Raw genomic sequence first — 24474 nt, forward strand, 5'->3', positions numbered from 1 at the left:
AAAGGGGCTGCCGAGCACCTGCCCAATGCGGAGATCACTTTCGATCGTTTTCACCTCATGAAGCTCGTCAACGAGGCCGTGGACGACGTGCGCAAGGGGGGAAGTCCTCACTCAGCCAAATCTCAAAAAGACCCGCTGGCTCTGGCTCAAGAACGATTGCAACCTCAAGGTGAAGCAGAAAGAAAAGCTGCAGGCATTACTCAAAGACCAGAACCTCAAGACGGCGCAGGCCTACCAGTTCCGCCTGACCTTTCAGGACATCTTCACGATCAAGAATCGCCATCAGGGGGCTACCCTCTTGAAAGCCTGGTTGGAAAACGCCAGAACCAGCGATCTGCCGCCTATCGTCAAGGTCGCCTACACCATCATGAATCACTGGGATGGCGTGCTCCGATGGTTCGAGAGCCAGATCACCAATGGAATTCTGGAAGGTTTCAACAGCCTCATTCAATCCGCCAAGGCCAAGGCTCGGGGTTACCGCACGCACAAGAACTTTATCAACATGGCCTACCTGATCCTGGGCAAGCTGGATCTCAGGCTACCCACTTGAAATGACGAGGAACCTCCATCTTTCATCTTCCTGCTCTACGGCGTTCTGGGACAGCCGCATGGGCATGTCAATCTTCATAAGGTTTTTCACGCGTTCTCCGCCATGGTTACCTTTGAGAGCATGAGCATTGGTTTGTTTACGGTAGGGGTGTTCGTAGCAATGGACCGCCAGAATGGGGTATTGCGCTTGAAGCGCCTATACCCAACGCCACCCGGTACCTACATGGTGTCGAAGATCTTGTCAGCCATGGCGCTCCTCTTTTTATCGCTATTTTTACTGAGCATTCTATTATTAATAGCCAATGGCTTACCCTCGGTAGCTGCGTGGGTAGAAACTATATTTTATGCTGTCATTGGCGTCGCTCCGTTCGCGGCTATTGGTTTGACCATTGGACTTTATGCTGGGGCGCGGGCAGCCGGAGGTATTGCAAATGTAGTGATGCTCTTCTTGGGTTTTGTCTCGGGTGTGTTCATTTCGATGCATTCCCTCCCCGGATTTATGCAAGAAATCAGCATGATCTGGCCATCACACCAGCTATATGAGCTTTGCTACGGAGTCATCAGCCGTGCTGCTCAAGGGTGTCTTCTGGTTCACTGGGCCATACTTTCTTCTGAAACGTTAATTTTCGCAATGATCGCACTGTATAAATGGCAGCGGATGGTATTATAGCCAGGGCAGTCGAGCCGCCATTTTTGTCAGTAACGCTTACTCATGTAGTGAGCTTCTGCTCTGATCCCCAGGATTTGGGGTACCCAAGCCAGCTACGGCGTAATCAATAGATATCTTGCAACGCTTATTCTGAATAGTTATTCCTCAGAACATCAAAAAAAGACACAAAATTTTTATTCATTAGCATGATTACTGGAAATGCTGTCATCAATAATGCGCATACAGAAAAAAGAATTCGTGTATTATTATCTAACATAGCAAGGGTAAACCCACTGAAAAGAGATGCTATTGGCGTAAGACCGCCAGACATTAATCCGAAGAGAGAGTAAATTCTTCCAAGAGATTCTTTGGGCATAATCAATTGAACTGATGTTTCAAAAATGATGCTCCAGAAGCCATTGGAAACACCGGCAAAAAATAGTGATAAATATGATAAATATATATTTTCAGATAACGCAAATAAAATAAAAAATGCACACATAATTACAATGGCATATATGATTATATAAGGGTTTTTAAATTTGATTAAATGTCTTCCGGATAGGATGTATCCGACAACAATTCCGACTGAAAAACTTGCCATTAATAATCCATATGTTGCTGCACCGGAACCAAATATTCTAGCGACCTGAAATGGCATTAACACAAATATTGGTGTTGCCAGAAAGTTGACAACCAATGCCATAATAAAAAATTCTGTAGCTCCATTTATATTTGTAATAGCGTGAAGTCCATCTCTAAATTCATTTATAAGCTTGGGTAATGAAAATCTGTTGCCTGATATTGTAGTTTTCTGTGGGATAATATTTATATTTGACAATCTTGATATGAGCAAGGCTGACAAGAAAAATGTTAACGAGTTAAAAGCAAATAACTTCGATGCTCCAAAGGCATTATATATGAAACCAGAGGTTGTTTCGCCAATTATGTTTCCAATTCTTATGGCGGATTTATATAGCGAATTGGCTGATGACAAGTCTTTGCGTTCTACAATATCCGGAATTATTGCTCCGAATGCCGGCCAAAGAAATGTCGAAATAATGGATAGTAATATGCTGCATATAACAATAATATAAGGAATTAGATGGAAAAATTTATTTTGCATAAAAAAGAAAGATAAGACTAATATTAAAACCACAAATCCGCTAAGTGTATCGCAAATTATCATAATGTTCTTTCTGCTGTATCGATCGGCAAATATCCCGGATAAAGGGTAACTGAGCAGGGATGCGAAACCGGATAAAAAGGCAGCAATTCCAACAAAAGGCGCTGAATTGGTGGTGTGAGCCAGATAGAAATAAACACCTATATGCTGAGCGGAATCACCCAAATTGCTGACCACTCGCCCCGTCCATAGGTATTTATAATTATTATTTGATAACAAACCGCCTTTTGTTGTATGGCTATTGGTATTTTTGACGGTCATTGTTGGTTCCTCGCTGTTTTAATCGATAGCACGAGATAGGCTTATTCAGAATAATGTATATATCTATATTGATGCAGTTTTTACGGATCCAATAGCTCCGAGCGTTAGGTGTTAATTCTGCAAACGTAGCGCAGTTCTTGAAGCTGCCGACCATCGAGCTCGAATTCTTCCGGCGGCAGGGTGTCTGCCTCGAACCCGTTAGCCTTGTAGAAGCGGATAGCTGGCTCGTTTTCCGCAAACACCCACAAACTACATGTGCTGTAGCCCTGCTGAGATAAGAGTTCGCGCGCCCTTAGCCACAACTGACGCCCAACCCCTTTGAACCAATTATTCGGTGCCACGTAGATGGCCCACAGCTCTGCTTGAGAGGGTGGTGCATCCTTATCTCGGCAAGCCCCGAATGATACCCAGCCAAGAATGGTCCCGCCATCCTTAGCAACGAGAAGCTCCGTTTGCCCGGCTTCGATAATGTTCTTCCACATCTCTTCCCGTTTTTCGACGGACAAGGAAGCGAGATAATCCGCAGGTAGGATTCGTGAGTAAGCCGAGCGCCATGCATCGACATGAATCTCGGCGACAGCACGGGCATCTTCTGGGGCAGCGTGGGCTATTTGCATGATGGCTAAGGTTTTATAAGATACCAGAGAAAAATAGGAGACAGCCAATAATGCCACGACAAAAAATGAAAATCTATAGGTTGATATTATAATGTTCTTTTTATTCTTTTTGCTGGTGTTTTTTATTTATATTTTTTGCCCATGAGGTATAAAACAGAAAAACCATTATGAACCCCGCTACCATAGAGGCTCTATTGTGTATGCAATAAATGCAAATTCTAAAAAAATAACCAGAAATATACTTGCAGGCAATGTCACGCGGATTATGAGCTGTAACCATTTGAATCACATTGTATTATCCATGTTGAATTTATGGGATTGGCTATGTAAATAAAAATACACGTATGAACTCATTAAATCATCATACCGATTGCGAGTTTGTTAAATTAAGTTTATTCGATATTTTTTAGAATTTTATTAATCGAATTAACATCTGCGCCCATTACAACTATTTTTTGACTGACTGAGAAACCGAATTTTTCGTAAAAGTCTTGGGCTGGACTCGAACGACTTGTAAGGAGATAAATAGAGCCGACATTTTCAGCAACTGTCAACTCAGAAAAAAGTGTTGATAATAATTTTTTTCCGATACCTTGCCTCTGAACTGAAGGCAAGACAAAAAACTCCTGTAGCTGAAATTTATTTTTATTGAGCCCACCCTCAATTTGACCGAAAGCGGCACCAACAACTGAATTATTGATAATAGCTACATAACCGCGCCTCGATTGGGCTTGAAGCTTGAGACAAATGCAGGCGCGGGCGGCTTCGGCAGTCCATGCTTCATTCCAGGGAGGCGCTGAAAAACAAGTCACAAAAACCTGACTGATTTCTTCAACATCTGACTCGTCGATAGGGCGAATAATCATATCGTGAACCTTAAGGACTTAACGTAGAACTAAGTGTCTGCTGAAAGCGTACAGCTTAAGTAACTGGGTATATAATAAAGCTATCACGCTGTCTCACGCTTCATGAAAACCCAACCCCAGACTGACTACCTCCAAGTGCCAATGGACGAATGTCTTGAATATTCCACTCTTTTTCCCCCAGAGCATTCAGGCGATCCTCTAATTCTTGCCACTTTACTTCGCCTTTGACAAAACCCTTTTCATTGAACTGCTCGATTTTGTATTCGTACCGCATATTTCTCTCCTTCGAGTCTGAGCCTCTCAGCGCTTGGGGATAACTAACAACGGACAGCAAGAAAGCTTTGCCTTGTGCCGCCACGACGGCACTTCATACTCGGAACAAAATAGTCGTTCAGAATATTCTATTGCAACGATATGAATTCGTATTTTAGGATCTCGGGCCTACCAGCGCCAATTGCTGTTTTGCGAGAGGCAATGTTATGGGCATGGATAGTTCCAATCATGGTCTTTTCACCTTCACCTGCTTTATTGAGCAGTGCCGCAGCTTCACGCTGCACATATTTTGCGAGCCCTCGTCCCTGAAAGGCTGGATGAATAATTTCTTCAACCACAACATAATCCTGAATAAATTCAATGGCCCTCCATGCTGTAGCAAATAAACCAATCCGCTCATTATTCAGGGTAACAAAATGTAATGTTCCCGTTTCCAGGCATTCCGCCAGATCTTCCGCATCGGCGGGCCGAACCTCAAGAGCAAGACTAGGGTTCAAACTGGCAAATGCCTGATGACATTCCGCTACATAATCTGCCGCTTCTCGAGAATCCTCACAGTCTATCAATTGTAAAGAAGGTAAAGGTGGATATTGGGCCAACGTATTGATTCGACCAGAATGGATCGATTGGTCAACACATCCTTCGGGTAACGTCATCCCGTCATGAGGGTTTCCCCGCAACGACCTAACATGCAATGGCCTAAATATTGCCCACTCCCGGCGAATGACAGCCATCCACAAATCCCAATCTGGCACTCCAGACCAGGCCAGAAGATCAACAAAAGGACGGTTCAGGTTTCGGTTATAAAAACGAATACCACCCAGCAATAAACCATCACCCACAGGAATGATGCGTTGCAGATAATCTTCAGATTTAACTCCCGGCAAGTCAATATGATCGCTGAAAAGTGCTGAATATGCAGAATCGCTGCAACAACCTATCTGCATTTCAAGCCAACTTGATATTCTTTCGTTAAGCCAGCTTGCGGAATAAATGTCCCTCAAATCATAAAATCGTTGACGGGTTGACTGATACAACTGCTCAAATTCAGAGTTTAACTTCATGGTTATTAACCTTGATAAATAGCTTATGAATGTTAATGCTTGAACTTTTTAAGGTTTGTGGAATACATATTCTGATAGACAATAAAATAAACCCAAGGATCAAAGGATAACGTAGTTCTCACAGGAGGTAACCCACCAATCACATTCCGCAAAGTACACGGCATGGTCAACGTATTGCCCTCGCAGGCATTCGGCCTCCTTACGAAAACCATGAAAACGATAGCCAAGCCGTTCAGGGATTCGCCGACTTTGGTTATTTTCGACTGCGCATCGAATTTCCACACGACGAATACCTTGGCGGCATAATGCCTCTTCTGTTAAATAATTACAGACTCGTGACATGATTCCCCGTCCTTGGCTTTTCTCGTTCAACCAGTATCCCAGTCGACCAGCGCTCGAAAACGGTTCAAAGTAATGAAAACCTACACGCCCCACAATTTTATGATTGCATTTAATGACGTAATTAACATCCGTTCCCTGCTGAAGCTGAACAGGAGCTTTCAGAATATGATTCCTTGTATCATCAACACAACGGGTTTCATCAACCCACGGGAGCCAACGAGCTAGATATTCCCTGTTTTCATCAATCAAAGCAAAAACTTCTTCTGCTTGTTCAACCGACAGAATAGCAATGATTAGCGATTGGTTGATTTTTATCTCTGGAGGCCATAAAAGTTTTTTTGTTGTTTCTTTTTCCATACAATTTATCTCGATTAGTAAATAAATGTTTCATTGCTACTAAATTTTACTGACCTCTTTCAAGAACCGACAAAATAAATTTTGCTTTTTCATTGCGATAGCAATCTGGGCTAGAGGAAGCAAATTTGCGCTTGATCTCGTTATATTGATGTACAAGGCACGCATTGGCTAGCAAAGCATCTCGAAAATGCATGAAGAACTCGAACTCTGAACCCGCCGCAACAATTTGCAAGGCAATGTCCAAGTCCCGGCGAGGAGACACCAACATGCAGAGTTCCGGAGTGCGCAGCGTCCCAGTCTTAACTACATAGCCCAACGCCTCTAGAGCTTCAACGGTATCTCGGTGCTTGAGTGCGTCAACTACGATACAGATATCCAGATCACCTTTGGAAATAGCACCAGGAATAGCCGATGCACCGATATGTTCAAACCTTGCATCTGTTAGCAAGGGGGAGAGTTCATCGACCACCGACTCATAAGCAGCGCTGGCGAGAGATTGGTAGCAAGATGGTTCGAGTAGCTTCACTGGGGCAATCCCTCAAAAGTAATAAATTTATGACGCATTAAATATACAAAAAATGAGTAAATAAGGCAATAAGGTAGAAAAAATTCATCAAGATGATTACATCATCCCTGTTGTGGAGCATATGGTTCGTTATTTTTTTATCATTGAGTGTGCTGGATGCATACTGTCACCACTTTATATCCAGGTTTCGATCCATCGCGGAAAAAGGTACTTGGTGGATGCACAGTGGATTCACTTGCTGCTCAGTCCGGAGCCTCATTGTCACCAGTGCTATGACTGGTGCCAATAAGGATGTTAAGTGTCTCCAGTTTGTCACCATTCAGTACGCGATCAATTGACACCAAGTTCACAAGTGATTTGCAGTGATCCATTCATTTTCGTTCGAGAAGGGTAAAGAAAAATTCAGCTGTTATTGAGTGGGTAATGATCTATCAAATGAGGAAATATGGATTGCTCTGGTCGGAGATCTCTGTAGGCTTCTTTCGATTCATGCCGTTGCTGAATTCTGGCCAGTGAATCTCAAATGATAATTTCATCTCATTGAATATATTATGTTTAAATAATATATTTTGAAACGATATAAGGTGAATATGCAGTTCAAGTTAACCCGGATAAACCAGATGTTCGGTTTCCATGTGTGGTTCCAGTGCAGGGCTTGCTGGATCAACCTGCTATTATTGAATACCTAGGTAATCCAATAAATGATCTCTTCCTCTCTGTCTCGATATCTGATAAGTTTCATCTGGTATAGATTTTTAATAGCGTATATTATTGCTGTTGATGAGATTGTGAAGGAACAAAAGATGAAAACTCATAGACCCACGATCCGAAGCCTTTATATCACGGGAAGCATTTATCTGGCTGGAATGCTTTTTGTGATTGTGATGGGCGCCCATTGCTTCCATTTGCACCTCCCGCTATCGTTTGGCTGGTTGGGTTTAGGTATTTTGGGTAATTTTGTCATCGCTTATCCGGCTGGCATGATCTGGCATGCATTTAGATCCAAGCAGTTTGATTGGGAAATTGGTCATGCCACCCAGGCTTATTGGGTTTGTGCGACAAAGATCGCCAAAGCAGCGGTGACAATACCTGGATCGATGCGAACGCTGCATCAACAAACCTTCCCCAAAAGCCTGCTCCAAAAAGGTTCGGTAGGTGTTCGACTCAACGGTACCCATGCGCGGGGCCGCCAGTCCGGCAAAAAATGCCGGGGTGGTGGACAATCGGCCAAAAAAGCCAGCTCCGATGATCCTGGAGGGGATGCGGGCGGAGAGCCGCCTCGCACCGTTCCTCCATGCTTTCTCAGCTTTGCCGATCTCGCGCACCGATGGGCCTGCTCGGAAAAAACGCTCCGCAATCAGGTATGCCTGGGTAAACTTCCCGCTCCGCATAAACTCCCAATCGGTCCCCGATTCCCCATTGGCGTGATCGAACAGATTGAACAAAGCGCCCTCTCTGCAAAACGCTTGTCCCCAAACCTCCTTCCGTCGTATCCGCAAGTCCCCGTTGTACCCAGTCCACGCCGGCGTGGCCGTCCGCGCATCATTTCCCGAAAAAAGGGAGGTGACCTATGAGGATGCGTAACATCATTGTTTCAGGCGCAATGCTCCGTCCAACCATGGGCAACAGACGAGGGAGCGCTACTTTCCCCATATTGGCTGCGCAGTTCTTAAATGGTGTTCATACCCCGCTCAGCTTTTACGATATTCCTGGAGATCTTTCCTGGTCGGACCTGATGGTGCGGTCATCCGGTGGCTTTCCCCCCGGCGCCGATGGCGCCGACCCCCAAGGGTATTACCGGCGGGGAAAACGAGCGATCGGGCAACAGCGCGGCATGGCCAATCCCCATGGCGATTCCAAAGCACCGAAAGACAGACGGCCAGACTCGGTGATTCGCATGCGGAAGGGATGTCTCCCCAGGGACGGCAGAAAACATCTTTTGCAAGGAATCGGCCTGTTCGCATTGGGGGAATCGGTGAGGAGGCGGGGCTGTTGGGTGGGGAGCGAGCCATGTTATCCCCCCGCGCACTACGTTTGCCGGGTGATAACGTCTCGCAATGGGGTGAACCCCCTTGACCCCCGCCATCATCGTCACCTGCGCCCTCCGGTTGCAGGCTCGGCGATGATGGCCACGGAGGTTTTGCCATGACGGATGAGGTTCGGAACCCCATCAAAAAGCGGGGTGGTCGTCCCCGATTGCCGGATGATGTGCATCGGACGATCAGGCGAGAGGTTTGGCTTTCTCCGGTCGAGCTGGCCGACCTGAAAGCCAAGGCCGCTGTGCAGGGATTGCGGGTTGGGGAATATATGCGATTGGTCATTACGGAGGCCAAGTTACCCACACCGCCAGTGCCGCCGATCAATCTTCAGGCATGGCAAGAACTGGCACGGTTGGCGGCCAATGCCAACCAATGTCAATGGGCTATCAATGGAGGCAAGGCCCATGCGTGGGACCGTGATTTGATTCCGCAGCTGATAGAGGCAATTCGTGCAGTCCGTTTGGCTTTGCTGGGCGTGGAGGCAGACGATGATTGAAAAAATCATCAAAGGCACCGGTGCACGCGGATTGGCGAACTATCTGCTGGCCGAAAAAGACCATAACGGCGCGGCGCGGCCAAGGCATGATCTGATCGGCGGCACGCTTTCGGGACGTAGTGCCCGAGAACTGGCGGCAGAAATAGGGGTTTTGCGCCGGATGCGCCCGAATCTACAGAAAGCTGTTGGTCATGTTTCCCTACGGGTTCCTGAAGGGGATCGGGTTTTGTCTGACCGGGAATGGGCCATGATCGGTGATCAATGGGCTTCAGATATGGGCATGGATGCCTACGCCACCGTCTGTCATGGCGACCATATCCATATCCTTTTTTCCCGCATCAACAGCGATGGTTCCGTGGTTTCCGATGCTCACGATTACCGAAGAGGGGAGGCCGCTGTCCGGAAAATAGAGCAGGATTTCGATCTGGTGAAAGTAGAACCTTCCTCTTTACTGGAGCCAGAAAATGCCCTCAATCACAAGAAGGCCCCGACCAAAGGGGATTTCATGGCGATAGAAAAAGGCGAGATACCTGCACGCCTGTTCATGCAGCAGGCTCTGGATGCGCTCCTGGAGAAAAAGCCGACCGTGACGCAGTTCATCGAGGATCTTGAGACGCTGGGCGTCATCGTTAAGCCGAACCTGGCCACTACCGGAAAACTGTCCGGCTTTGCCTATCACTACGGTGATTATCGCTTCACCTCAAATAGCCTGGGTCGTGGTTATACGTTTGGAAACATGCAAAAAAAGGGGCTTTCCTATGAGCAAGACAGAGATATTGAAAGAATACGCGCAGCAAAAGACCGAACAGCAAGTTTCCTTGCTGACGAACGCGCCGGAGATGATCCGGCAAATCCAGCAGATGCGGCAGGAGTTATTACGGTTGCCGGAAGCGTTGGCAGTGCAGATAGCCGAGAACTTGGGGCCGATGGAGGAAATGGCTCAAGCCCTGGACCAGGGACTGGATACCCAGAGGGCGATCATGCAGCCTCTGATACAGGCCGCCGTGGACGCCATCCAGAAAGAGATGCAGATGCTTTCGCAGGACAAAGTGAAGCGGACCGTGAAAATGGCCAGGGAATCTCACAAGAAAGCGATGCAATCAAATCGGGAATTGAAGCACTGGAGGCAGGAAGCAAAGGCTTCACGGGAGGAGATTCAAAAGATACGGCAACAGTTCTGGATAGCGGCAGGATCAGCGGCGACACTGGCAGCGGTCGTGATAGGGATGATTCTGGGATTGTTACGGTAACGAACTGGAATGATCGCTTCAAAAAGGCCTCTGCGGCAAAGCGTCGGGCTAAAGAACAGCCTGACCCTGATAAGCAGAATTATTCGAGTTTGCGCGATGCTGCACACATGGCTGATCTGGTGGCGTACCTGCAGTCTATTGGCTTGCCCGTCAAAAAATCCGGGGTGAAGGATTGGGTGGTGGTTGACCGTTACCACGTAACGCAAGAAAAGGATGGGTATTTTGTCTGGTGTGACTGGGAAGGGGCTGATGGTGGTGATCCCATCGATTTTTGCGTGAAAGAAATGGGATTGAGTTTTCAGCAGGCCTTGGCCAATCTTTCAGGTTCAACGATCACGAAAAAAGCGGAAAAAAGAACGGTCCTATCTCATCAACTGCCTGTTGCTCCACCCGTCTGTCGGAATTCTGATCCGGTTATGCAATATTTGCAGGATCGCGGTATCAGCCAAAAAACCATCCGGAGTGCCCAAGGGGCAGGGTTCTTGCGTTTTGTGGATTACAAAGGGATTCCCTCTGTGGCCTTTTGTGGCAGGGGGGATGGTCAATTGCGATCCATGACTCTCAGGCTGATCCAATCTATCCAGTCATGGGACGGGAAAAAACCACTGACAAAGTTGGAGGTAAAGCATTCCGATAAATCCTATCCAGCCATCTGGCGTGGGGATGATCCAAGTTCTGTCTGGGTTGTGGAAGGCGGCATAGACGCGTTGGCTGTTATCGATTGGTACAAGACCCATCGGAAGCCTATCCCTTCCGTCATCGTATCTGGTGGGGCAGGTGTCCGCTCGTTCTTAGACCAGACGCATGTGCAGAAGATACTGAAAGAGGCCGATACGGTTTATGTGGCTATGGAACGCGAGAAAAATACCAAAATACAGGCCAAAACTGATGCCGCGCACGAACAGCAGATCGATACAATCTGGAAGCTCGGTTGCGAAAAGGTGTTTGCCTGGATGCCGCCAGTCGACACCAAAGACATCGCCGACGCATGGAAAGCGGGGGCTTTGCCGGAACCGCATGATCCGTTGGCTCATATGCGGAAGAAAATTGGGGATGAATCCGCATCAATTTCGCCACAAGCGCCTGCAATTGTATCAACGTTTGATTGGGAGTAGGGAAAAATCATCCGGCGACCATACAGAAGTTGAGCGCGATATTGAATCACTCTAGCAACTTCGCCAGATCTTCTGCCCTCAAGTGCGTATAGCGTTTCAGCATCTGCAAGGTCTTGTGTCCAGTGATGGCGGCAACCTGCACAGGATTAAGTCTTTTCTCAAAGAAGCGACTGGTGGCTTCGTGACGGAGGTCGTGGAAACGCAGATCTTTTATTTCAGCGCGTTTGCAGGCTGCGGCAAATGAATGGGAAATATCTGTGCCTGGAAAAACCTTGACGTTGATGTTAGGCGGTAACTTTTTCAGGACGGCAATGGCGCGACTGGACAGTGGAATGAACCGATCTTCCCCATTTTTAGTGTCAAGTAATTGGGCAGTACATTTGGTAAAGTCAACATCTTTCCAGAGTAACTTCTGTATCTCCCCCCGCCGCATCCCGGTTTCCAGGGCGAACAGGATGATTGCCTTTAATGATGGAGTACATTCGCCCAACAGCTTCTTTTCTTCAATCGGTGACAACCGTCGGTCCCGTGCCTTACCTGGCGATGGTTTCCGCACTGACAATACCGGATTGCGTAACCCTTCCATACGCCACTCCTTCATGGCGACCGTGTACAGATTGGAGATGATGGCGAGTTCCAGGCGGACGGAGCTATCAGAAAGTCCCGCCTTCAATCGCCGATCCCGATATTCTGCGAGGTCAGCGCCGCGAATTCGTGATAAGTGCAGTTTGGCGATTTTGTCCATCTTGAGGTTGCCGATACGGTAGAGTTCAATCTTGCCCGATTTCTTCAGGCTAGAGACTTCTCTTCCGTAACGATCCAGAGCATCAGCCAGCGTTGTGCAGTCCGCGTCGCTCTGATTCTGCCACAATCCGCGCTCCATGGCGGATTCTGTGAGTCGTGCCCACGCTTCCGCATCCCGTTTGGTCCGAAAGGTTTTCGACTGGCTCGGATACCCCTTTTTGCGCACGATGGCTTGCCATCCGATCGTGACGCCATCCTGGTCTTCCCGTGAATTTATAGTCGCCATGCTGCACTCCCGCTGCAATCAATCCGGAAGCTTAGTGCAGCATATGTGCAGCGTAAAATCAATTTGAATTTGCGAATTGACTCTAAGTATTTGGTGCGAAAGGGGAGACTCGAACTCCCACGCCGTGCGGCGCTGGAACCTAAATCCAGTGCGTCTACCAATTCCGCCACTCTCGCATACGCGCTATCTTATGCGTTATAGATCCTGAGGACAATCACAGGAGTGCCGAGCATGAGCAAGATACAGCAATCCCAGCGCTTACGTCGTTTGTTGGCAGTAGAATCGGCGCGGATCATGGCAGAGGAAGGGGTCGTTGATTTTCGGGTGGCCAAGGAAAAAGCGGCGCGACGTTTGGGGACGGGCGGGGATGCCCAGCACCATTGGCCGAATAATAGTGAAGTGGAAGCAGAATTGCAGGCTAGACTCACCCTTTTTCATGGTCCGGACCATGCCACAGATCTGCGCCAACTGCGTGAACAGGCGCTGCAAGCCATGTTATGGCTGGAAGACTTTCAACCGCGCCTGACGGGACCAGTGCTGAGTGGCACCGCGACCCGGCATGGGGTTATTACCTTGCATCTGTTTGTGGATACGCCGGAGAGCGTGATTTTCTTTTTGATGGACCAGAAAACGCCCTACGAAGAAAGCTGGCAACGTCTGCATTTCGGTGATGCTCCGGCAGAAGATTATCCCTGCCTGAAAGTAGAGCATGGCGGCGCGGAAATCCGTCTGGTCATTTTTGGTCTGGACGAAGATCGCCGAAGTCCGGCTTCACCGGTGGACGGCAAGCCCCTCAAACGATTCGGAGTCCCGCAATTACGGAAGCTGCTGGAAAAAACGCAATGCAGTGCGGTCTAAGGGTATCTGTGCTGCTTTTCCCCTGACCAGTGTTTGCCAGTTTATTCTTGGCCTGTAGGCAGAATGGCGGATTTTTATTCCTGGGGACGCAAATGCTGCCAACTGACCAGAGCTAGAGCGATGAAAATACAGACCATGCCCACCGCTTCCCAGCCCCCGGGGGTTTCGCCCAATTGCAGCCAGGCAGTGACCACGCCAATGAGAGGGGCGGCCAGCGTGCCCATTCCGGCAATGCCGGAAGGCAGTTTTTGCAGGGCGTAAGCCCAGAGAAAGTAGGCCAGAGCAGTTCCAGGAATGGCGTTATAGAGCAGGGCACCGACAAAAACCGGGGTCCAGTGAATAGTCAGCGGGTCAATCAACAGGGTCATGACGATCAGTCCAAGGCCGCCAAAAATGGTCTGCCAGAGGGTGCTGTTGAATAAATCCATGCCGGGGGGCGCATAACGCTTTTGCCAGAGGGCCGAGGCCGCCCATAAAATGCCGGCAATCAGGGCAATCAGGCTGCCTGTCCACTCTCCACCAAAACTCCAGGGCTTGAGAATGGCGATCAGACCCAAAAGCGCCAGTACCACCGCCGGCCACTGCCAGCCGTGGAGTTTTTCGCCCAGCAAGGGCCAGGCAAAGACAATCAGCCAAAGCGGCATCATGTAGACGAGAATAGCGGTTTTCCCCGCCCCGCCATATTCCAGCGCCCACAGAGCCAGACCGATAAATCCGGTGGTCTGGAGCAGGCCAAAGGGAATGATGTAGCGGGCAGAGGGCATGGATAATGGTCGTTTCATCCAGAGCATCAGGGGAATGAGGACGAGCACGCTCAGCCAGATACGGAGAGTGGCAAAAAGCAGGGGCGGGCAGTCAGTAATGGCGACTTTCATGACTACCCAGTTATATCCCCAGATCATGGAGAGCAGGGCCAGGGCGCTTAAAGGCAAAAGGGCGGCTGGCGATTTTTGATCAGAGGACATCAGTCAGAGGCTCCGAATATAGAGAAAGCCGGGATAGTAACTGTCCCGGCAACATTCATGTTTACTTCTGAATGGGGTTGGAAAATGCGTCAGCGCAATTTTGCCCGATCATATTGCTCCGGCCACTGCAAGTCTACTCCCAGTTCCCGGGCGGCATGCAGGGGCCAGTAGGGATTGCGCAGTAATTCCCGGGCGAGAGCAATGCCGTCTGCCTGCTCGTTCACCAGAATATGCTCAGCTTGCATGGCCTGGGTAATTAGCCCGACGGCCACCGTAGGAATGCCGACTTTTTCGCGAACATGTTGGGCGAAAGGGGTTTGAAAGCCGGGTCCGGCAGGGATGACAGCATCAGGAGTCATCCCGCCGCTGCTGCAGTCGATGACGTCTACGCCTTTATCCTTCAGGTGTTCGGCAAGAACCGTGGATTGTTCCAGGTCCCAGCCGCCGGGTACCCAGTCGGTGGCGGAAATGCGTACCCACAGCGGCAGATGCTCAGGCCAGACAGCGCGCACGGCATCAGTAATTTCCAAAGGCAGGCGCATCCGGTTTTCGAGGCTGCCGCCATAGGCATCTTCCCGTTGATTACTGATGGGTGACAGAAAACTGTGGAGGAGATAGCCGTGGGCCATGTGCAATTCCAACACTTCGAACCCGGCCTCCAGAGCCCGGCGGGCTGCGGCCACAAAGTCCTTGCGGACTTTTTCCAGATCCTGAACACCCATGGCTTCAGGAACGCTGTGACTGGCACTGAAGGGCAGGGGGCTGGGACCTACTGGTAGCCAGCCGTGTTCTGCGTTTGCGGCAATAGGGGCGCCACCATCGAAAGGTGCCTGAGTGGAGGCTTTGCGTCCGGCGTGGGCAATTTGTATGGCCGGCACTGCGCCCTGCTTTTTCATAAACTGGACGATAGGTGCTAGCGCTGTAGCCTGTTGATCATTCCAGATACCCAGGTCCTGGGGTGAAATGCGACCTTCAGGGCTGACCGCGCTGGCTTCGGCCATGACCATTCCAGCGCCGCCCACTGCCCGGCTGCCGAGATGGACCATATGCCAGTCACTGGCCACACCATCGGGTGTGGAGTACTGACACATGGGGGCGACGATTATCCGGTTACGCAGGGTGATGCTGCGCTGGACCCAGGGTGTAAACAGTTTATGCGTCATGCAGATCTCCCGAGATACTGGTGAAAATGATCCAGGGTCAGGCGCCAGCCTTCTGCAGCCGCTTCCGGGCGGTAACTATCACGGGGGTCGGCAAAAAATCCATGGGGGGCACCAGGAAACAGGGTCAAGGTATAGCGTTTTTGGGCGGTGCTCAGGGCAGTAGCAATACGCCCATGTTCTTCCGGGGTGATGGAGGTATCATCAGCGCCATACAGCAGCAGGAGCGGTGCCCGCATCTGGTCGACCAGGTGGAGTAACGGCTGACGTCCGGCGGGATCCTGATCCGGGGCGATACCGCCACCGTAGAAAGCCACGGATGCCCCGAGCTTGTCGGCATGCACCGCATTCGCCATAAAGGCAAAACGCCCTCCCATACAGAAACCCACGGCACCGATGGCATCGCTGCGGACTTCTGGACGTTTGTGCAGTTCAGCAATAGCCAATCCAGCCTCCTGCATGGCGAGATCGTCCTTCAGGGTTTTGAGATGCCCGATGGCATTTTCGAAATCGCTATATTCATAGACCTTGCCGTGATAGAGATCAGGAACAATGGCACAGTACCCGGCTTTTGCAAATCTTTCGGCAACATCCTGAAAATGACTGTTTACTCCGAAAGCTTCGATAAAAATCACGACTCCGGGATGGGGACCCGGGCTGCCGGGACGGGCGTACCAGGCACGCAGACTTTGATCCAGTTGCAACCATTCGGAATGGATTTCAGACATGACACTACCTCCTTGTGCGGATGTGAAAAGAGGATGCTTATACCGCGCTCAGGCGGCTAATGATTGAATATAAACTTTCAGTTGTTCGAGGCAGCGTTGATAGGCCGCTACAGACTGGGCATTTTTCCCGAGGCCGACACAGCCTTCAATGGAGGCGACAATGAAAAGGGCGATATCCTGGGGCGCGGTATCTGCGCGCACTTTTCCTGAGGCCTGACCTTCCTTGAGCGCCTCGGCGACCACTTCCACCCAGCTCTCGATAATTTTTTGCAAACTTTGACGAAAGGATTCATCCAGAGGGCTCATCTCTTGAATGAGATTATTCAGGGGGCAGCCGTAGCGAATGACCGATTCATCAGCAGAAGCAATTTTTTCTTCGATGAGTTTGAGCAGACCACTGATGGGATCACTATGCTGGGCGAGCATGTTGAACCAGCGACCTTCGAGTTGAGGGCCAATCACTTCTTCAATCACCGCAAGACCGAGATCCCGCTTGGTGCCGAAGTGGTGATAAAGGGCGCCTTTACTCACCGAAGTGTTGGCAAGAATGCGCTCCAAACTGGCTGCCTGAAAGCCGGATTCCAGAATTTCAGAGTAGGCAGCATCCAGCAAGTCACTACGGGTTTGCTCTGGATTACGGATTTTACGTTGAATCATCGTCGTCATGAAAGTTGAAGATACCGACTAAGCGGTATCTTGTCAATTATGGTTGCGCCATTCTGCTGTCATCGTTGCAGTGCTTGGGCAGAAATCTGCCCCGCGTTACACTGAAGCGGTCTGACGGAGATGATGGAGAAAATCAATGAAAGCGTCGATGGATTTCCAGCGGCAGGGCGACAAGCAAAATTCGGCATTTTTTGAGGAATGGTTGGGACGACTGCTGGAAGATCGGGATCGTCAGGGGCTTACCGAGAATATCGGCCGGATTGATGCTCTGATGATTACCGTGGAACCGGGCCATTCTGCCGCCTATGTCCATGAGCTTTGTCTGATGACACCGTATAATTATCTGGTTACCCTCGAAACCGATCAGCATTCCACCCATATTCTCCGCATTGACATGAACGCCCCCGATGTACTGGTGCGCGAAGTCAAGGATCCTGGTTTGCATGGTATCTTCCGCAGCCTGAATGAAGTGTATCCGGTGGGTGCCAAACGCCCCAATTCCCGCTATATGGGTGAAGTCTTTCAGGTCAAAAATCTCCATGAGGTACTGGAAGTCCAAAAAAGCCGGGAAATCCGCTTTTTCAACCAGGAGCAGGTGCGGCAGCTGGAGTTGCCGGGCAATATGGCCATCGTCAAGCCCTCTCCCTACACCCACAATATTGTCGGTTACTGGGAACGCCCTGATAATGACATCCGGGTGTATTCTCTGGGCCTGTCTTCTATTCGCGATGATATGCAAGTGGCCTTTGAACAGGCCAAGCTGATGCGGGAGAAGCTTGGTCTGGATCAGTTGCTGCTGCCCATTGATCATCTGGCCACCCGGGTATATAGCCAGAACCGGGAGGTGGCGATTCTCGAATATCTGACCTTGTCCAGTTATTATTATTGGGGTTCTTACGATATTCCAGATCAAAACTCTTCCACCAATGTCACCAAGAGCGTCCATTACGAGAATGTGCTGAACAGCCCTGCCAAGGTGTTTACAGCGGCGAACCATCCCTACTTCTGCAATCATCTGATCGGGCAACCTTCTCCCACGGAAGCCTTTGTACGCAATTTTGGACCACGTCTGCATCATCTGGCAGTAGGGGTCCAGGATGGTCATACCAATAATCAGATCAACATTGATTACGTGGTGGAAGCCCTGCAAAACTGCGGACAGAAGTTTCTCCTGCAGGTGATTGGGTCAGAGCAGGAAGGCTTGAAGCAGATTTTTTCCAGCGCTTCGGAACACTCCTCCCTGATTGTTGAATATGTGCAACGCTTTGGCGGTTTTCAGGGCTTTTTCACCAAGGAAAATGTAGCGGACCTGACCGCCGCAGCCGGGGCGGACGAAACTCTGCGCAGTCTGGATGCTGAAGCCCGGGCCTGAAAGTCTCCTGGCCTGTCAAAAATAGCGCAGGGACAAATCCAGACTCTGCAGGTTGCGGGTCAGACTGCCGACGGAGATGAAATCGACACCGGTGGCCGCCACCGCAGCCAAGTTATGCAAGCCCATGTTACCTGACGCCTCCAGCGGAATTTTGCCATTCACCCGCTGGACAGCCTTGTGGAGGTTTTCCAATGTGAAGTTGTCGAGCAGGATCATATCGGCACCAGCGGCCAGAGCTTCTTCCAGTTGCTCCAGATTTTCCACCTCAATTTCGATGCGGGTCAGGGCCGGGGCAAGAGCCTGAGCGGCGTGGAGTGCGGCCGTAATGCTGCCACAGGCGGCAATATGATTTTCCTTGATGAGGATGCCGTCAAAGAGTCCGAGCCGGTGATTATGACCGCCGCCTATCCGTACCGCATATTTTTGTGCCTGACGTAATCCGGGAATGGTTTTACGGGTATCCAGCAGACGGGTGCGAGTGCCTTGCAGTAATGCCACACAATCCTGTACCGCTGTGGCCGTACCCGATAAAGTCTGCAGGAAATTGAGGGCACAGCGCTCGCCGCTGAGCAGCGCCCGGGCTGGACCTTCAACGACGCAGAGCTCCTGATCGGCTATAACGGCGGACCCTTCGGCAACCTGCCAATGCACATGTAATTGTGCTGACAGGGCGGCAAAAGTGGCGGTCGCATAAGGTTGTCCGCAGACAATGCCGGGCTCCCGGCTGATAATGTGCGCCCTAAGCCTTTTTCCCTCAGGAATCAGGGCAGCAGTCAGATCGCCGCTACCGATATCTTCGCGCAGTGCCTGGCGGACAACATCCGATAGATCTTCAGGAATCATTCCAACTCCTTGATTTTATTGCCGACCCAAAAAAGCCAGAGCAGTCCTATACAGGCAGCCGTCAGGGAGGCCAGCAAAATCCCCAGCTTGGCTTCTTCCACCATGAGCGCATCCTTGAAGGCCAGATCACTGATAAACAGGGACATGGTAAACCCTATTCCCGCCAGCCAGGCTGCCCCCAGTAGATGCGGCCAGCGCACTCCACTAGGCAGACGGGCGAGCTTGATTTTAATGGCCAACCAACTCAACAGGGAAATTCCCGCAAATTTTCCCAGTACCAGACCCAGATAAATGCCTAGGGTGACGTGGCTGAGTAACATGCCACTGTTGACGTGCGCGAAGTTGATGCCAGCGTTAGCCAGGGCAAAAATGGGAATCACCAGAAAAGTCACCCAGGGTTGGATACGATGTTCCAGATGCTGCTGGGGCGCAATGGCTTCGGCACTGCTGTGTTCAATACTCTGAATGATCCCCGCCAGTTTGCCATTGACCAGAGGATCGAGACGCTTGCTGTGAATGATGGTGTCACGCAGGTTTTCGCTGCGCGCACTGAGGCTATCGGCCAGTTGATCAGGACGGATACGACCTCTTGCCGGAATGGTAAAGGCCAGCAGGATCCCGGCGACGGTGGCATGGATACCGGACAGCATGACAAAGTACCAGAAGGGTAGCCCCAGAATCAGGTAGGGCAGTACTTTACGCACCCCGCTTTGATTGAGCAGTACCAGACCCAGCAGGAGCAGACCGGCAATGAGTAACGCGATCAAGTTCAGAGAGGGTGTATAAAAAATAGCAATAACCAGCACCGCGCCCAGATCGTCGGCAATAGCCAGCGCGGTCAGAAAAACAATCAGATTGCGGGGAATACGCCAGGCCAACAGCACCAGAATGCCGATAGCAAAAGCGATGTCCGTCGCCATGGGGATGCCCCAGCCCTCGGCCGCCGGTCCACTGGGATTGATCTGGTGATAGATCAGGGCTGGCACCAGCATACCGCCCCCGGCGGCAATAATGGGCAGAGCAGCATCCCGGAGCGAAGATAATTCGCCAACCAGAAATTCCCGCTTCAGCTCCAACCCTACTACAAAAAAGAAGACCACCATCAACCCGTCATTGATCCAGTGATGCAGGCTCTGGTCCAGGATCCAATGACCCCAGTGGATACCAAAATGGTTTTCCCAGAAGAGATGATACTGGCTATGCCAGGGTGAATTACTGAGAAAGAGGGTCAGGACAGTCGCGAAAATCAGGATGATGCCGCCCGCTGTTGCCCGCCGTAGAAACTGTTCGAAAGGCGAAAAAACCTTGCCGAAAAGGATCTCCAGCGGGTAGTAATGATTCTGCCGGGATGGTTTATCCGACATTGTCACAGTTGTTGCAGGCGGGCAGCCTGTTCGGCCAGTTGCTGCAGGGCAGCTTCGATTTCCCGTAGGCGCTCTTCCTCCTTGGCGACGACCTCCGCCGGGGCGCGACTGCGAAAACTTTCCTGCCCTAACTTGGCTAAAGTTTTGCTGCGATCAGATTCCAGGCGTTGCTGCTCTTTGTTTAGTCGCGCCTGCTCTGCGCCCACATCAATCACTCCAGCCAGGGGCACAAGAATTTTAAGATCACCCAATAACTGCAAAGCAGCTGGTGGTGCTTCCACGCCGTCCGTCAACCACTCCAGGCTACTCAAGCGGGCCATGGCAAATAGCCAGGGAGCGGTGTCTTCAGCACGCCGACGATCTTCGGCATCTCCACCTTGGAGCAGGACCGGCAATAATTTGCTCGGAGGAATGTCCATTTCACCACGGACTGAGCGCACAGCACGGATGAACTGGAGCAGCCATTCCGTATCGGCATCCGCTTCAGGGTCTACGCGCTGCAGGTCGGCTACCGGGTAGGGCGCCAGGGCAATGCTGCTCCCGCTTTTGTCGAGCATGGGGGCAACGCGTTGCCAGAGTTCTTCAGTAATGAAAGGCATCACCGGATGGAGCAGACGCAATCCTGCTTCCAGTACCCGCAGCAGGGTGTTGCGGGTGCCGCATTGCTGGGCGGCCGTGAAAGTACTTTCTGCCCGCAACACGGGTTTACACAGTTCGATGTACCAGTCGCAGTAGTCGTTCCAGAAAAACTGATAGAGCGCATGGGCGGCATCGGCAAAGCGATATTGGTCAATGGCATGGTTCACAGCGGCCTCGCAATGCTGCAGGCGGCCGATGATCCAGCGTTCCGGGGCCATCAGGGTCTGATCGCCCTGTAACAATCCTGTTTCTGGTACCTGCATCATGGCAAAACGGGAGGCATTCCAGAGCTTGTTACAGAAATTACGATTGCCTTCGACGCGTTTCAGGTCAAATTTGATATCCCGGCCCTGGGTCGCCAGTGCGGTAAAGGTAAAGCGCAAGGCGTCGGTCCCAAAAGCGGGAATGCCCTCGGCGAACTCCTTGCGGGTGGATTTTTCGATTTTGGCGGCCATTTGCGGCTGCATCAGTCCCTGGGTGCGCTTGCTGACAAGGTCCTCCAGGTTGATGCCGTCGATAAGGTCTATGGGGTCCAACACATTGCCCTTGGACTTGCTCATTTTCTGACCTTCGGCATCGCGCACCAGACCATGGATATACACTTCCTGGAAAGGCACTTCATCCATGAAGCGCAGACCCATCATGATCATGCGCGCTACCCAGAAAAAAATGATATCGAAGCCGGTAACCAGGACGCTGCCCGGATAAAAACGCGCCAGATCCGGGGTTTTCTCCGGCCATCCCAACGTGGTGAATGGCCATAGCGCCGAGCTGAACCAGGTATCCAGCACATCCGGATCGCGCTCCAGCACCACCGGCACACCATAATGACGATTCGCCTGGCTCTGCGCCTCGTCTTCATGACGGGCCACAAAAATTTTCCCGTCCGGACCATACCAGGCCGGAATCTGATGACCCCACCAGAGCTGTCGGGAAATACACCAGTCTTCAATGCGATGCATCCAGTCAAAATAGGTTTTGTTCCAGTTTTCGGGGACAAAACGAATGCGGCCTTCTTCCACGGCCTTGATGGCGGGCTCGGCCAATGGCGCCACCCGCACATACCACTGATCCGTCAGGTAGGGTTCGATAACCGCCTGAGAACGATCACCACGGGGTACCATCAGTTTGTGGGCGTCGGTTTTAACCAGCAGACCTTCGGCTTCCAGCTGGGCAATGATCTGTTTGCGGGCAGCATAGCGGTCCAGACCCTGCAAGGATTCGGGAATGGCTTCGGCAGTGGTTTCGGTAATGTCGGAGCCGGTAAACACTTCCATCTGCGCGCGAATGCGGGCTTCAGGTGTGAATACATTGAGCAGCGGCAAATGATGACGTTGACCCACCTGATAGTCATTGAAATCATGGGCCGGGGTGATTTTGACGCAGCCCGAGCCAAATTCGGGATCCACATAATCGTCGGCAATAATGGGAATCTCGCGGCCCATGATGGGCAGGCGCAGGGTTTTGCCGATCAGGGATGCATAACGCGGATCGTCGGGATGGACGGCCACGGCGGCATCGCCCAGCAGGGTTTCCGGGCGGGTAGTGGCGACCACCAGAGAACCGCTGTCATCACTGAGTGGATAGCGGATATGCCAGAGAAATCCATCTTCTTCTTCACTCAGGACTTCCAGGTCAGAGACCGCAGTGCGCAGGACCGGGTCCCAGTTGACCAGACGTTTGCCGCGATAGATCAATCCCTCATCATGGAGCTGAACAAACACTTCGGTAACCGCCCGGGAAAGACCGCTGTCGAGGGTGAAGCGTTCCCGGCTCCAATCACAGGAAGCACCCAGGCGTCGCATCTGCCGGGTAATATTTCCTCCGGAATGATGTCGCCATTCCCAGACTTTATCCAGAAAAGCACTGCGGCCCATCTGATGCCGGTCGCCACCGGCACTGACAATCTGGCGTTCCACCAGCATTTGCGTGGCAATGCCGGCGTGATCTGTGCCGGGCTGCCAGAGGGTTTCTTCACCACGCATCCGGTGAACCCGAACCAGAATATCCATGAGGGTATCCTGAAATGCATGGCCCATGTGCAGGGTGCCGGTGACATTGGGCGGTGGCAACATGATGCAATAAGGCTTTGCGCCAGAATGCGGTTGAAAGACACCAAGTTCTTCCCAGCGTAGGTAGCAGGCGGCTTCAATCTCGGCGGGGGCAAAGGGGCGGTCTAAATGGTCAGTCATGAGCCTTCATCAGTCAGCTTCGGTGGGAATGATTTGTTCCAGGCCATTATGCAGCACGCGCTGGAGGATTTCTGGAAGAGATTTGCGCATCTCCTGGGCGAGACTTTCCCGCAGTTTGATCCCTTCCAAGGCTAGAGTACGCATCATGGTCAGACTTAATTGTTCTTTCCAGACCTTCTGCAGATGTTCGATCATCTGCTCTTCCATTTCGTTCATGACCCGTCTTTCTATTTCTTGAAATAATAACTGCTCAAACTCCTTCAGGAAGTCGAGATCAAAAGCAGTTTTTTCGAGAGCCGGATCATGGGCGCTATGGGCCGTAATCCGAGCAGTTTCTTCAGACGCTTCAACAGGGTTTTCTGGCTCTGGAGAAACTGATTCTACCGGCGTTTTTTCTGCTGTGGGGGCAACCGATACTGGGTCGGGATCTTCTTGTTTGGCCGCTGATAAGGTCGTCGTTTCGACCGCTTCATCCGGGTCGGCATGATCAGTGGGTAAGGGCTCCGGCTCCTGATCTTCAGGACTGGTCAGAGAGCTTGTTGATTCACTGTCTTCCAGGGCAGGCTTCAGCCTATCGCTCACTATACCGAAAACAGGAGGCTCAACAGCAGCACTCATGTTTTCGTCTGCAGCTGTTTCACTTTTCGATGCGGTAAACTGACTGAGTCCTTCACGCATCCGTGCAAGCGCGGCTTCCAGGTCGTTGTCTTCAAAATCTTTCGGGGTTTTGGAGGGTTGCGTAATTTCTGAATCCTGGAGGTATGCAGTGCTTTGGGTATGGTGAGGAGCCGCCGCAGGATGTGTGACAGCCCCAGCAGGCGATTGTGCCTCTTCCCATTGCATCGCGAAGGTATTTTCAGTGGGCGCCGCTTTATTACCCGGATTTTCTGCGAATTGCTGGCTTTGGGATTTAGCCGGTTCTACGGGTTCTGCGGGTTCTTCATGTCGCCAAAGCGGCGGCGGCAATCCTTCCCTGACCATCTTGGTGAGCAGCAGGGGAGCATCTTCGTTTTCTTCCAGAGCTTCTTCGAGCACGGGTTCCTTACGGTTATGGTTCATGGCGATTT

General features: G+C 51.0%; 22 protein-coding genes, 1 tRNA gene and 1 pseudogene. 7 read left to right on the forward strand and 17 right to left on the reverse strand.

Annotation, left to right across the window (positions count from 1 at the left end; genetic code table 11):
• Window positions 1-57: 57 nt before the first annotated feature.
• A pseudogene (locus tag B1757_RS10445) lies at window positions 58-550 on the forward strand (transposase).
• 45 nt (window positions 551-595) lie between these two features.
• The gene (locus B1757_RS10450; RefSeq protein ID WP_253253814.1) at window positions 596-1219 is read left to right on the forward strand and encodes an ABC transporter permease; all 624 of its coding nucleotides are present in this window, start codon (window positions 596-598) and stop codon (window positions 1217-1219) included.
• Window positions 1220-1343: 124 nt separating this feature from the next.
• Here B1757_RS10450 and B1757_RS10455 read toward each other — a convergent pair whose 3' ends face one another.
• The 7 genes from B1757_RS10455 to B1757_RS10480 form a co-directional block, all read right to left on the reverse strand.
• Window positions 1344-2645, reverse strand: coding sequence for an MFS transporter (locus B1757_RS10455; protein WP_101538256.1), 1302 nt, complete (start codon window positions 2643-2645; stop codon window positions 1344-1346).
• 104 nt (window positions 2646-2749) lie between these two features.
• Window positions 2750-3319 (reverse strand): GNAT family N-acetyltransferase, encoded by a 570-nt coding sequence (locus B1757_RS10460; protein WP_253253811.1) that lies wholly within the window; start codon window positions 3317-3319, stop codon window positions 2750-2752.
• 335 nt (window positions 3320-3654) lie between these two features.
• Window positions 3655-4128 (reverse strand): GNAT family N-acetyltransferase, encoded by a 474-nt coding sequence (locus B1757_RS10465; RefSeq protein ID WP_101538258.1) that lies wholly within the window; start codon window positions 4126-4128, stop codon window positions 3655-3657.
• Between the two features lie 100 nt (window positions 4129-4228).
• Window positions 4229-4402 carry a DUF4177 domain-containing protein gene (locus B1757_RS15155; protein WP_143484246.1) on the reverse strand — a complete coding sequence of 58 codons (174 nt, stop codon included), beginning with the start codon at window positions 4400-4402 and terminating at the stop codon, window positions 4229-4231.
• Window positions 4403-4529: 127 nt separating this feature from the next.
• Window positions 4530-5465: a GNAT family N-acetyltransferase gene (locus tag B1757_RS10470; RefSeq protein ID WP_142086486.1), complete on the reverse strand. Its 936-nt coding sequence runs from the start codon at window positions 5463-5465 to the stop codon at window positions 4530-4532.
• A gap of 99 nt (window positions 5466-5564) precedes the next feature.
• Window positions 5565-6164, reverse strand: coding sequence for a GNAT family N-acetyltransferase (locus B1757_RS10475; RefSeq protein WP_101538260.1), 600 nt, complete (start codon window positions 6162-6164; stop codon window positions 5565-5567).
• A gap of 46 nt (window positions 6165-6210) precedes the next feature.
• Window positions 6211-6690, reverse strand: coding sequence for a GrpB family protein (locus B1757_RS10480; RefSeq protein ID WP_172437681.1), 480 nt, complete (start codon window positions 6688-6690; stop codon window positions 6211-6213).
• A 701-nt stretch (window positions 6691-7391) separates the two neighbouring features.
• On the opposite strand from B1757_RS10480, the gene B1757_RS10485 reads away from it, so the two are divergent.
• From B1757_RS10485 to B1757_RS10500, 3 genes are all read left to right on the forward strand, one after another.
• Complete coding sequence (locus B1757_RS10485) at window positions 7392-8264, forward strand: hypothetical protein (RefSeq protein WP_143484247.1); 873 nt, start codon at window positions 7392-7394, stop codon at window positions 8262-8264.
• Between the two features lie 571 nt (window positions 8265-8835).
• Window positions 8836-9225: a plasmid mobilization protein gene (locus B1757_RS10495; protein ID WP_101538264.1), complete on the forward strand. Its 390-nt coding sequence runs from the start codon at window positions 8836-8838 to the stop codon at window positions 9223-9225.
• Entirely contained in the window at window positions 9218-11590 is a 2373-nt protein-coding gene (locus B1757_RS10500) for a relaxase/mobilization nuclease domain-containing protein (protein WP_101538265.1), read from the forward strand. Before B1757_RS10495 ends, B1757_RS10500 begins: the two co-directional genes overlap by 8 nt.
• A gap of 46 nt (window positions 11591-11636) precedes the next feature.
• Here B1757_RS10500 and B1757_RS10505 read toward each other — a convergent pair whose 3' ends face one another.
• On the reverse strand, window positions 11637-12620 hold the full coding sequence (locus B1757_RS10505; protein WP_101538266.1) for a site-specific integrase: 984 nt from the start codon (window positions 12618-12620) through the stop codon (window positions 11637-11639).
• A gap of 91 nt (window positions 12621-12711) precedes the next feature.
• Window positions 12712-12796 (reverse strand) — tRNA-Leu (locus B1757_RS10510).
• Between the two features lie 55 nt (window positions 12797-12851).
• Here B1757_RS10510 and B1757_RS10515 point away from each other — a divergent pair.
• Window positions 12852-13478, forward strand: coding sequence for a nucleotidyltransferase (locus B1757_RS10515; RefSeq protein WP_101538267.1), 627 nt, complete (start codon window positions 12852-12854; stop codon window positions 13476-13478).
• Window positions 13479-13552: 74 nt separating this feature from the next.
• Here B1757_RS10515 and B1757_RS10520 read toward each other — a convergent pair whose 3' ends face one another.
• The 4 genes from B1757_RS10520 to B1757_RS10535 form a co-directional block, all read right to left on the reverse strand.
• On the reverse strand, window positions 13553-14443 hold the full coding sequence (locus tag B1757_RS10520) for a DMT family transporter (protein ID WP_101538268.1): 891 nt from the start codon (window positions 14441-14443) through the stop codon (window positions 13553-13555).
• Window positions 14444-14532: 89 nt separating this feature from the next.
• Window positions 14533-15606, reverse strand: coding sequence for an NADH:flavin oxidoreductase/NADH oxidase (locus tag B1757_RS10525; RefSeq protein WP_101538269.1), 1074 nt, complete (start codon window positions 15604-15606; stop codon window positions 14533-14535).
• Window positions 15603-16331 (reverse strand): dienelactone hydrolase family protein, encoded by a 729-nt coding sequence (locus tag B1757_RS10530; RefSeq protein WP_101538270.1) that lies wholly within the window; start codon window positions 16329-16331, stop codon window positions 15603-15605. The genes B1757_RS10525 and B1757_RS10530 overlap by 4 nt, the downstream gene beginning before the upstream one ends.
• 48 nt (window positions 16332-16379) lie before the next feature.
• Complete coding sequence (locus B1757_RS10535) at window positions 16380-16988, reverse strand: TetR/AcrR family transcriptional regulator (protein ID WP_101538271.1); 609 nt, start codon at window positions 16986-16988, stop codon at window positions 16380-16382.
• Between the two features lie 145 nt (window positions 16989-17133).
• On the opposite strand from B1757_RS10535, the gene B1757_RS10540 reads away from it, so the two are divergent.
• Window positions 17134-18369 (forward strand): hypothetical protein, encoded by a 1236-nt coding sequence (locus B1757_RS10540; protein ID WP_101538272.1) that lies wholly within the window; start codon window positions 17134-17136, stop codon window positions 18367-18369.
• A gap of 15 nt (window positions 18370-18384) precedes the next feature.
• Here the strand turns inward: B1757_RS10540 and nadC are convergent, their stop codons facing one another.
• From nadC to B1757_RS15830, 4 genes are read right to left on the reverse strand one after another with little or no spacing between them, the layout of a single operon-like run.
• Window positions 18385-19212, reverse strand: a complete 828-nt coding sequence (nadC, locus tag B1757_RS10545; RefSeq protein ID WP_101538273.1) for a carboxylating nicotinate-nucleotide diphosphorylase — start codon at window positions 19210-19212, stop codon at window positions 18385-18387.
• Window positions 19209-20576 carry a Na+/H+ antiporter NhaA gene (gene nhaA / locus B1757_RS10550; protein ID WP_101538274.1) on the reverse strand — a complete coding sequence of 456 codons (1368 nt, stop codon included), beginning with the start codon at window positions 20574-20576 and terminating at the stop codon, window positions 19209-19211. Before nhaA ends, nadC begins: the two co-directional genes overlap by 4 nt.
• A 2-nt stretch (window positions 20577-20578) precedes the next feature.
• Entirely contained in the window at window positions 20579-23407 is a 2829-nt protein-coding gene (locus B1757_RS10555; RefSeq protein ID WP_101538275.1) for a valine--tRNA ligase, read from the reverse strand.
• Window positions 23408-23416: 9 nt separating this feature from the next.
• Window positions 23417-24466: a hypothetical protein gene (locus tag B1757_RS15830; RefSeq protein ID WP_253253812.1), complete on the reverse strand. Its 1050-nt coding sequence runs from the start codon at window positions 24464-24466 to the stop codon at window positions 23417-23419.
• Window positions 24467-24474 lie beyond the last annotated feature (8 nt).

Source organism: Acidithiobacillus marinus, assembly GCF_002847505.1.
In the GTDB taxonomy this organism is placed as follows: Bacteria; Pseudomonadota; Gammaproteobacteria; order Acidithiobacillales; family Acidithiobacillaceae; genus Acidithiobacillus; species Acidithiobacillus marinus.

Excerpts from the sequence above, each read along its gene's own strand:
- B1757_RS10455 (WP_101538256.1), bottom strand. The coding sequence starts at position 2,645 with ATGACCGTCAAAAATACCAATAGCCATACAACAAAAGGCGGTTTGTTA.
- B1757_RS10465 (WP_101538258.1), bottom strand. The coding sequence starts at position 4,128 with ATGATTATTCGCCCTATCGACGAGTCAGATGTTGAAGAAATCAGTCAG.
- B1757_RS15155 (WP_143484246.1), bottom strand. The coding sequence starts at position 4,402 with ATGCGGTACGAATACAAAATCGAGCAGTTCAATGAAAAGGGTTTTGTC.
- B1757_RS10470 (WP_142086486.1), bottom strand. The coding sequence starts at position 5,465 with ATGAAGTTAAACTCTGAATTTGAGCAGTTGTATCAGTCAACCCGTCAA.
- B1757_RS10475 (WP_101538260.1), bottom strand. The coding sequence starts at position 6,164 with ATGGAAAAAGAAACAACAAAAAAACTTTTATGGCCTCCAGAGATAAAA.
- B1757_RS10485 (WP_143484247.1), top strand. The coding sequence starts at position 7,392 with ATGATCTCTTCCTCTCTGTCTCGATATCTGATAAGTTTCATCTGGTAT.
- B1757_RS10495 (WP_101538264.1), top strand. The coding sequence starts at position 8,836 with ATGACGGATGAGGTTCGGAACCCCATCAAAAAGCGGGGTGGTCGTCCC.
- B1757_RS10500 (WP_101538265.1), top strand. The coding sequence starts at position 9,218 with ATGATTGAAAAAATCATCAAAGGCACCGGTGCACGCGGATTGGCGAAC.
- B1757_RS10505 (WP_101538266.1), bottom strand. The coding sequence starts at position 12,620 with ATGGCGACTATAAATTCACGGGAAGACCAGGATGGCGTCACGATCGGA.
- B1757_RS10515 (WP_101538267.1), top strand. The coding sequence starts at position 12,852 with ATGAGCAAGATACAGCAATCCCAGCGCTTACGTCGTTTGTTGGCAGTA.
- B1757_RS10520 (WP_101538268.1), bottom strand. The coding sequence starts at position 14,443 with ATGTCCTCTGATCAAAAATCGCCAGCCGCCCTTTTGCCTTTAAGCGCC.
- B1757_RS10525 (WP_101538269.1), bottom strand. The coding sequence starts at position 15,606 with ATGACGCATAAACTGTTTACACCCTGGGTCCAGCGCAGCATCACCCTG.
- B1757_RS10530 (WP_101538270.1), bottom strand. The coding sequence starts at position 16,331 with ATGTCTGAAATCCATTCCGAATGGTTGCAACTGGATCAAAGTCTGCGT.
- B1757_RS10535 (WP_101538271.1), bottom strand. The coding sequence starts at position 16,988 with ATGATTCAACGTAAAATCCGTAATCCAGAGCAAACCCGTAGTGACTTG.
- B1757_RS10540 (WP_101538272.1), top strand. The coding sequence starts at position 17,134 with ATGAAAGCGTCGATGGATTTCCAGCGGCAGGGCGACAAGCAAAATTCG.
- nadC (WP_101538273.1), bottom strand. The coding sequence starts at position 19,212 with ATGATTCCTGAAGATCTATCGGATGTTGTCCGCCAGGCACTGCGCGAA.
- nhaA (WP_101538274.1), bottom strand. The coding sequence starts at position 20,576 with ATGTCGGATAAACCATCCCGGCAGAATCATTACTACCCGCTGGAGATC.
- B1757_RS10555 (WP_101538275.1), bottom strand. The coding sequence starts at position 23,407 with ATGACTGACCATTTAGACCGCCCCTTTGCCCCCGCCGAGATTGAAGCC.
- B1757_RS15830 (WP_253253812.1), bottom strand. The coding sequence starts at position 24,466 with ATGAACCATAACCGTAAGGAACCCGTGCTCGAAGAAGCTCTGGAAGAA.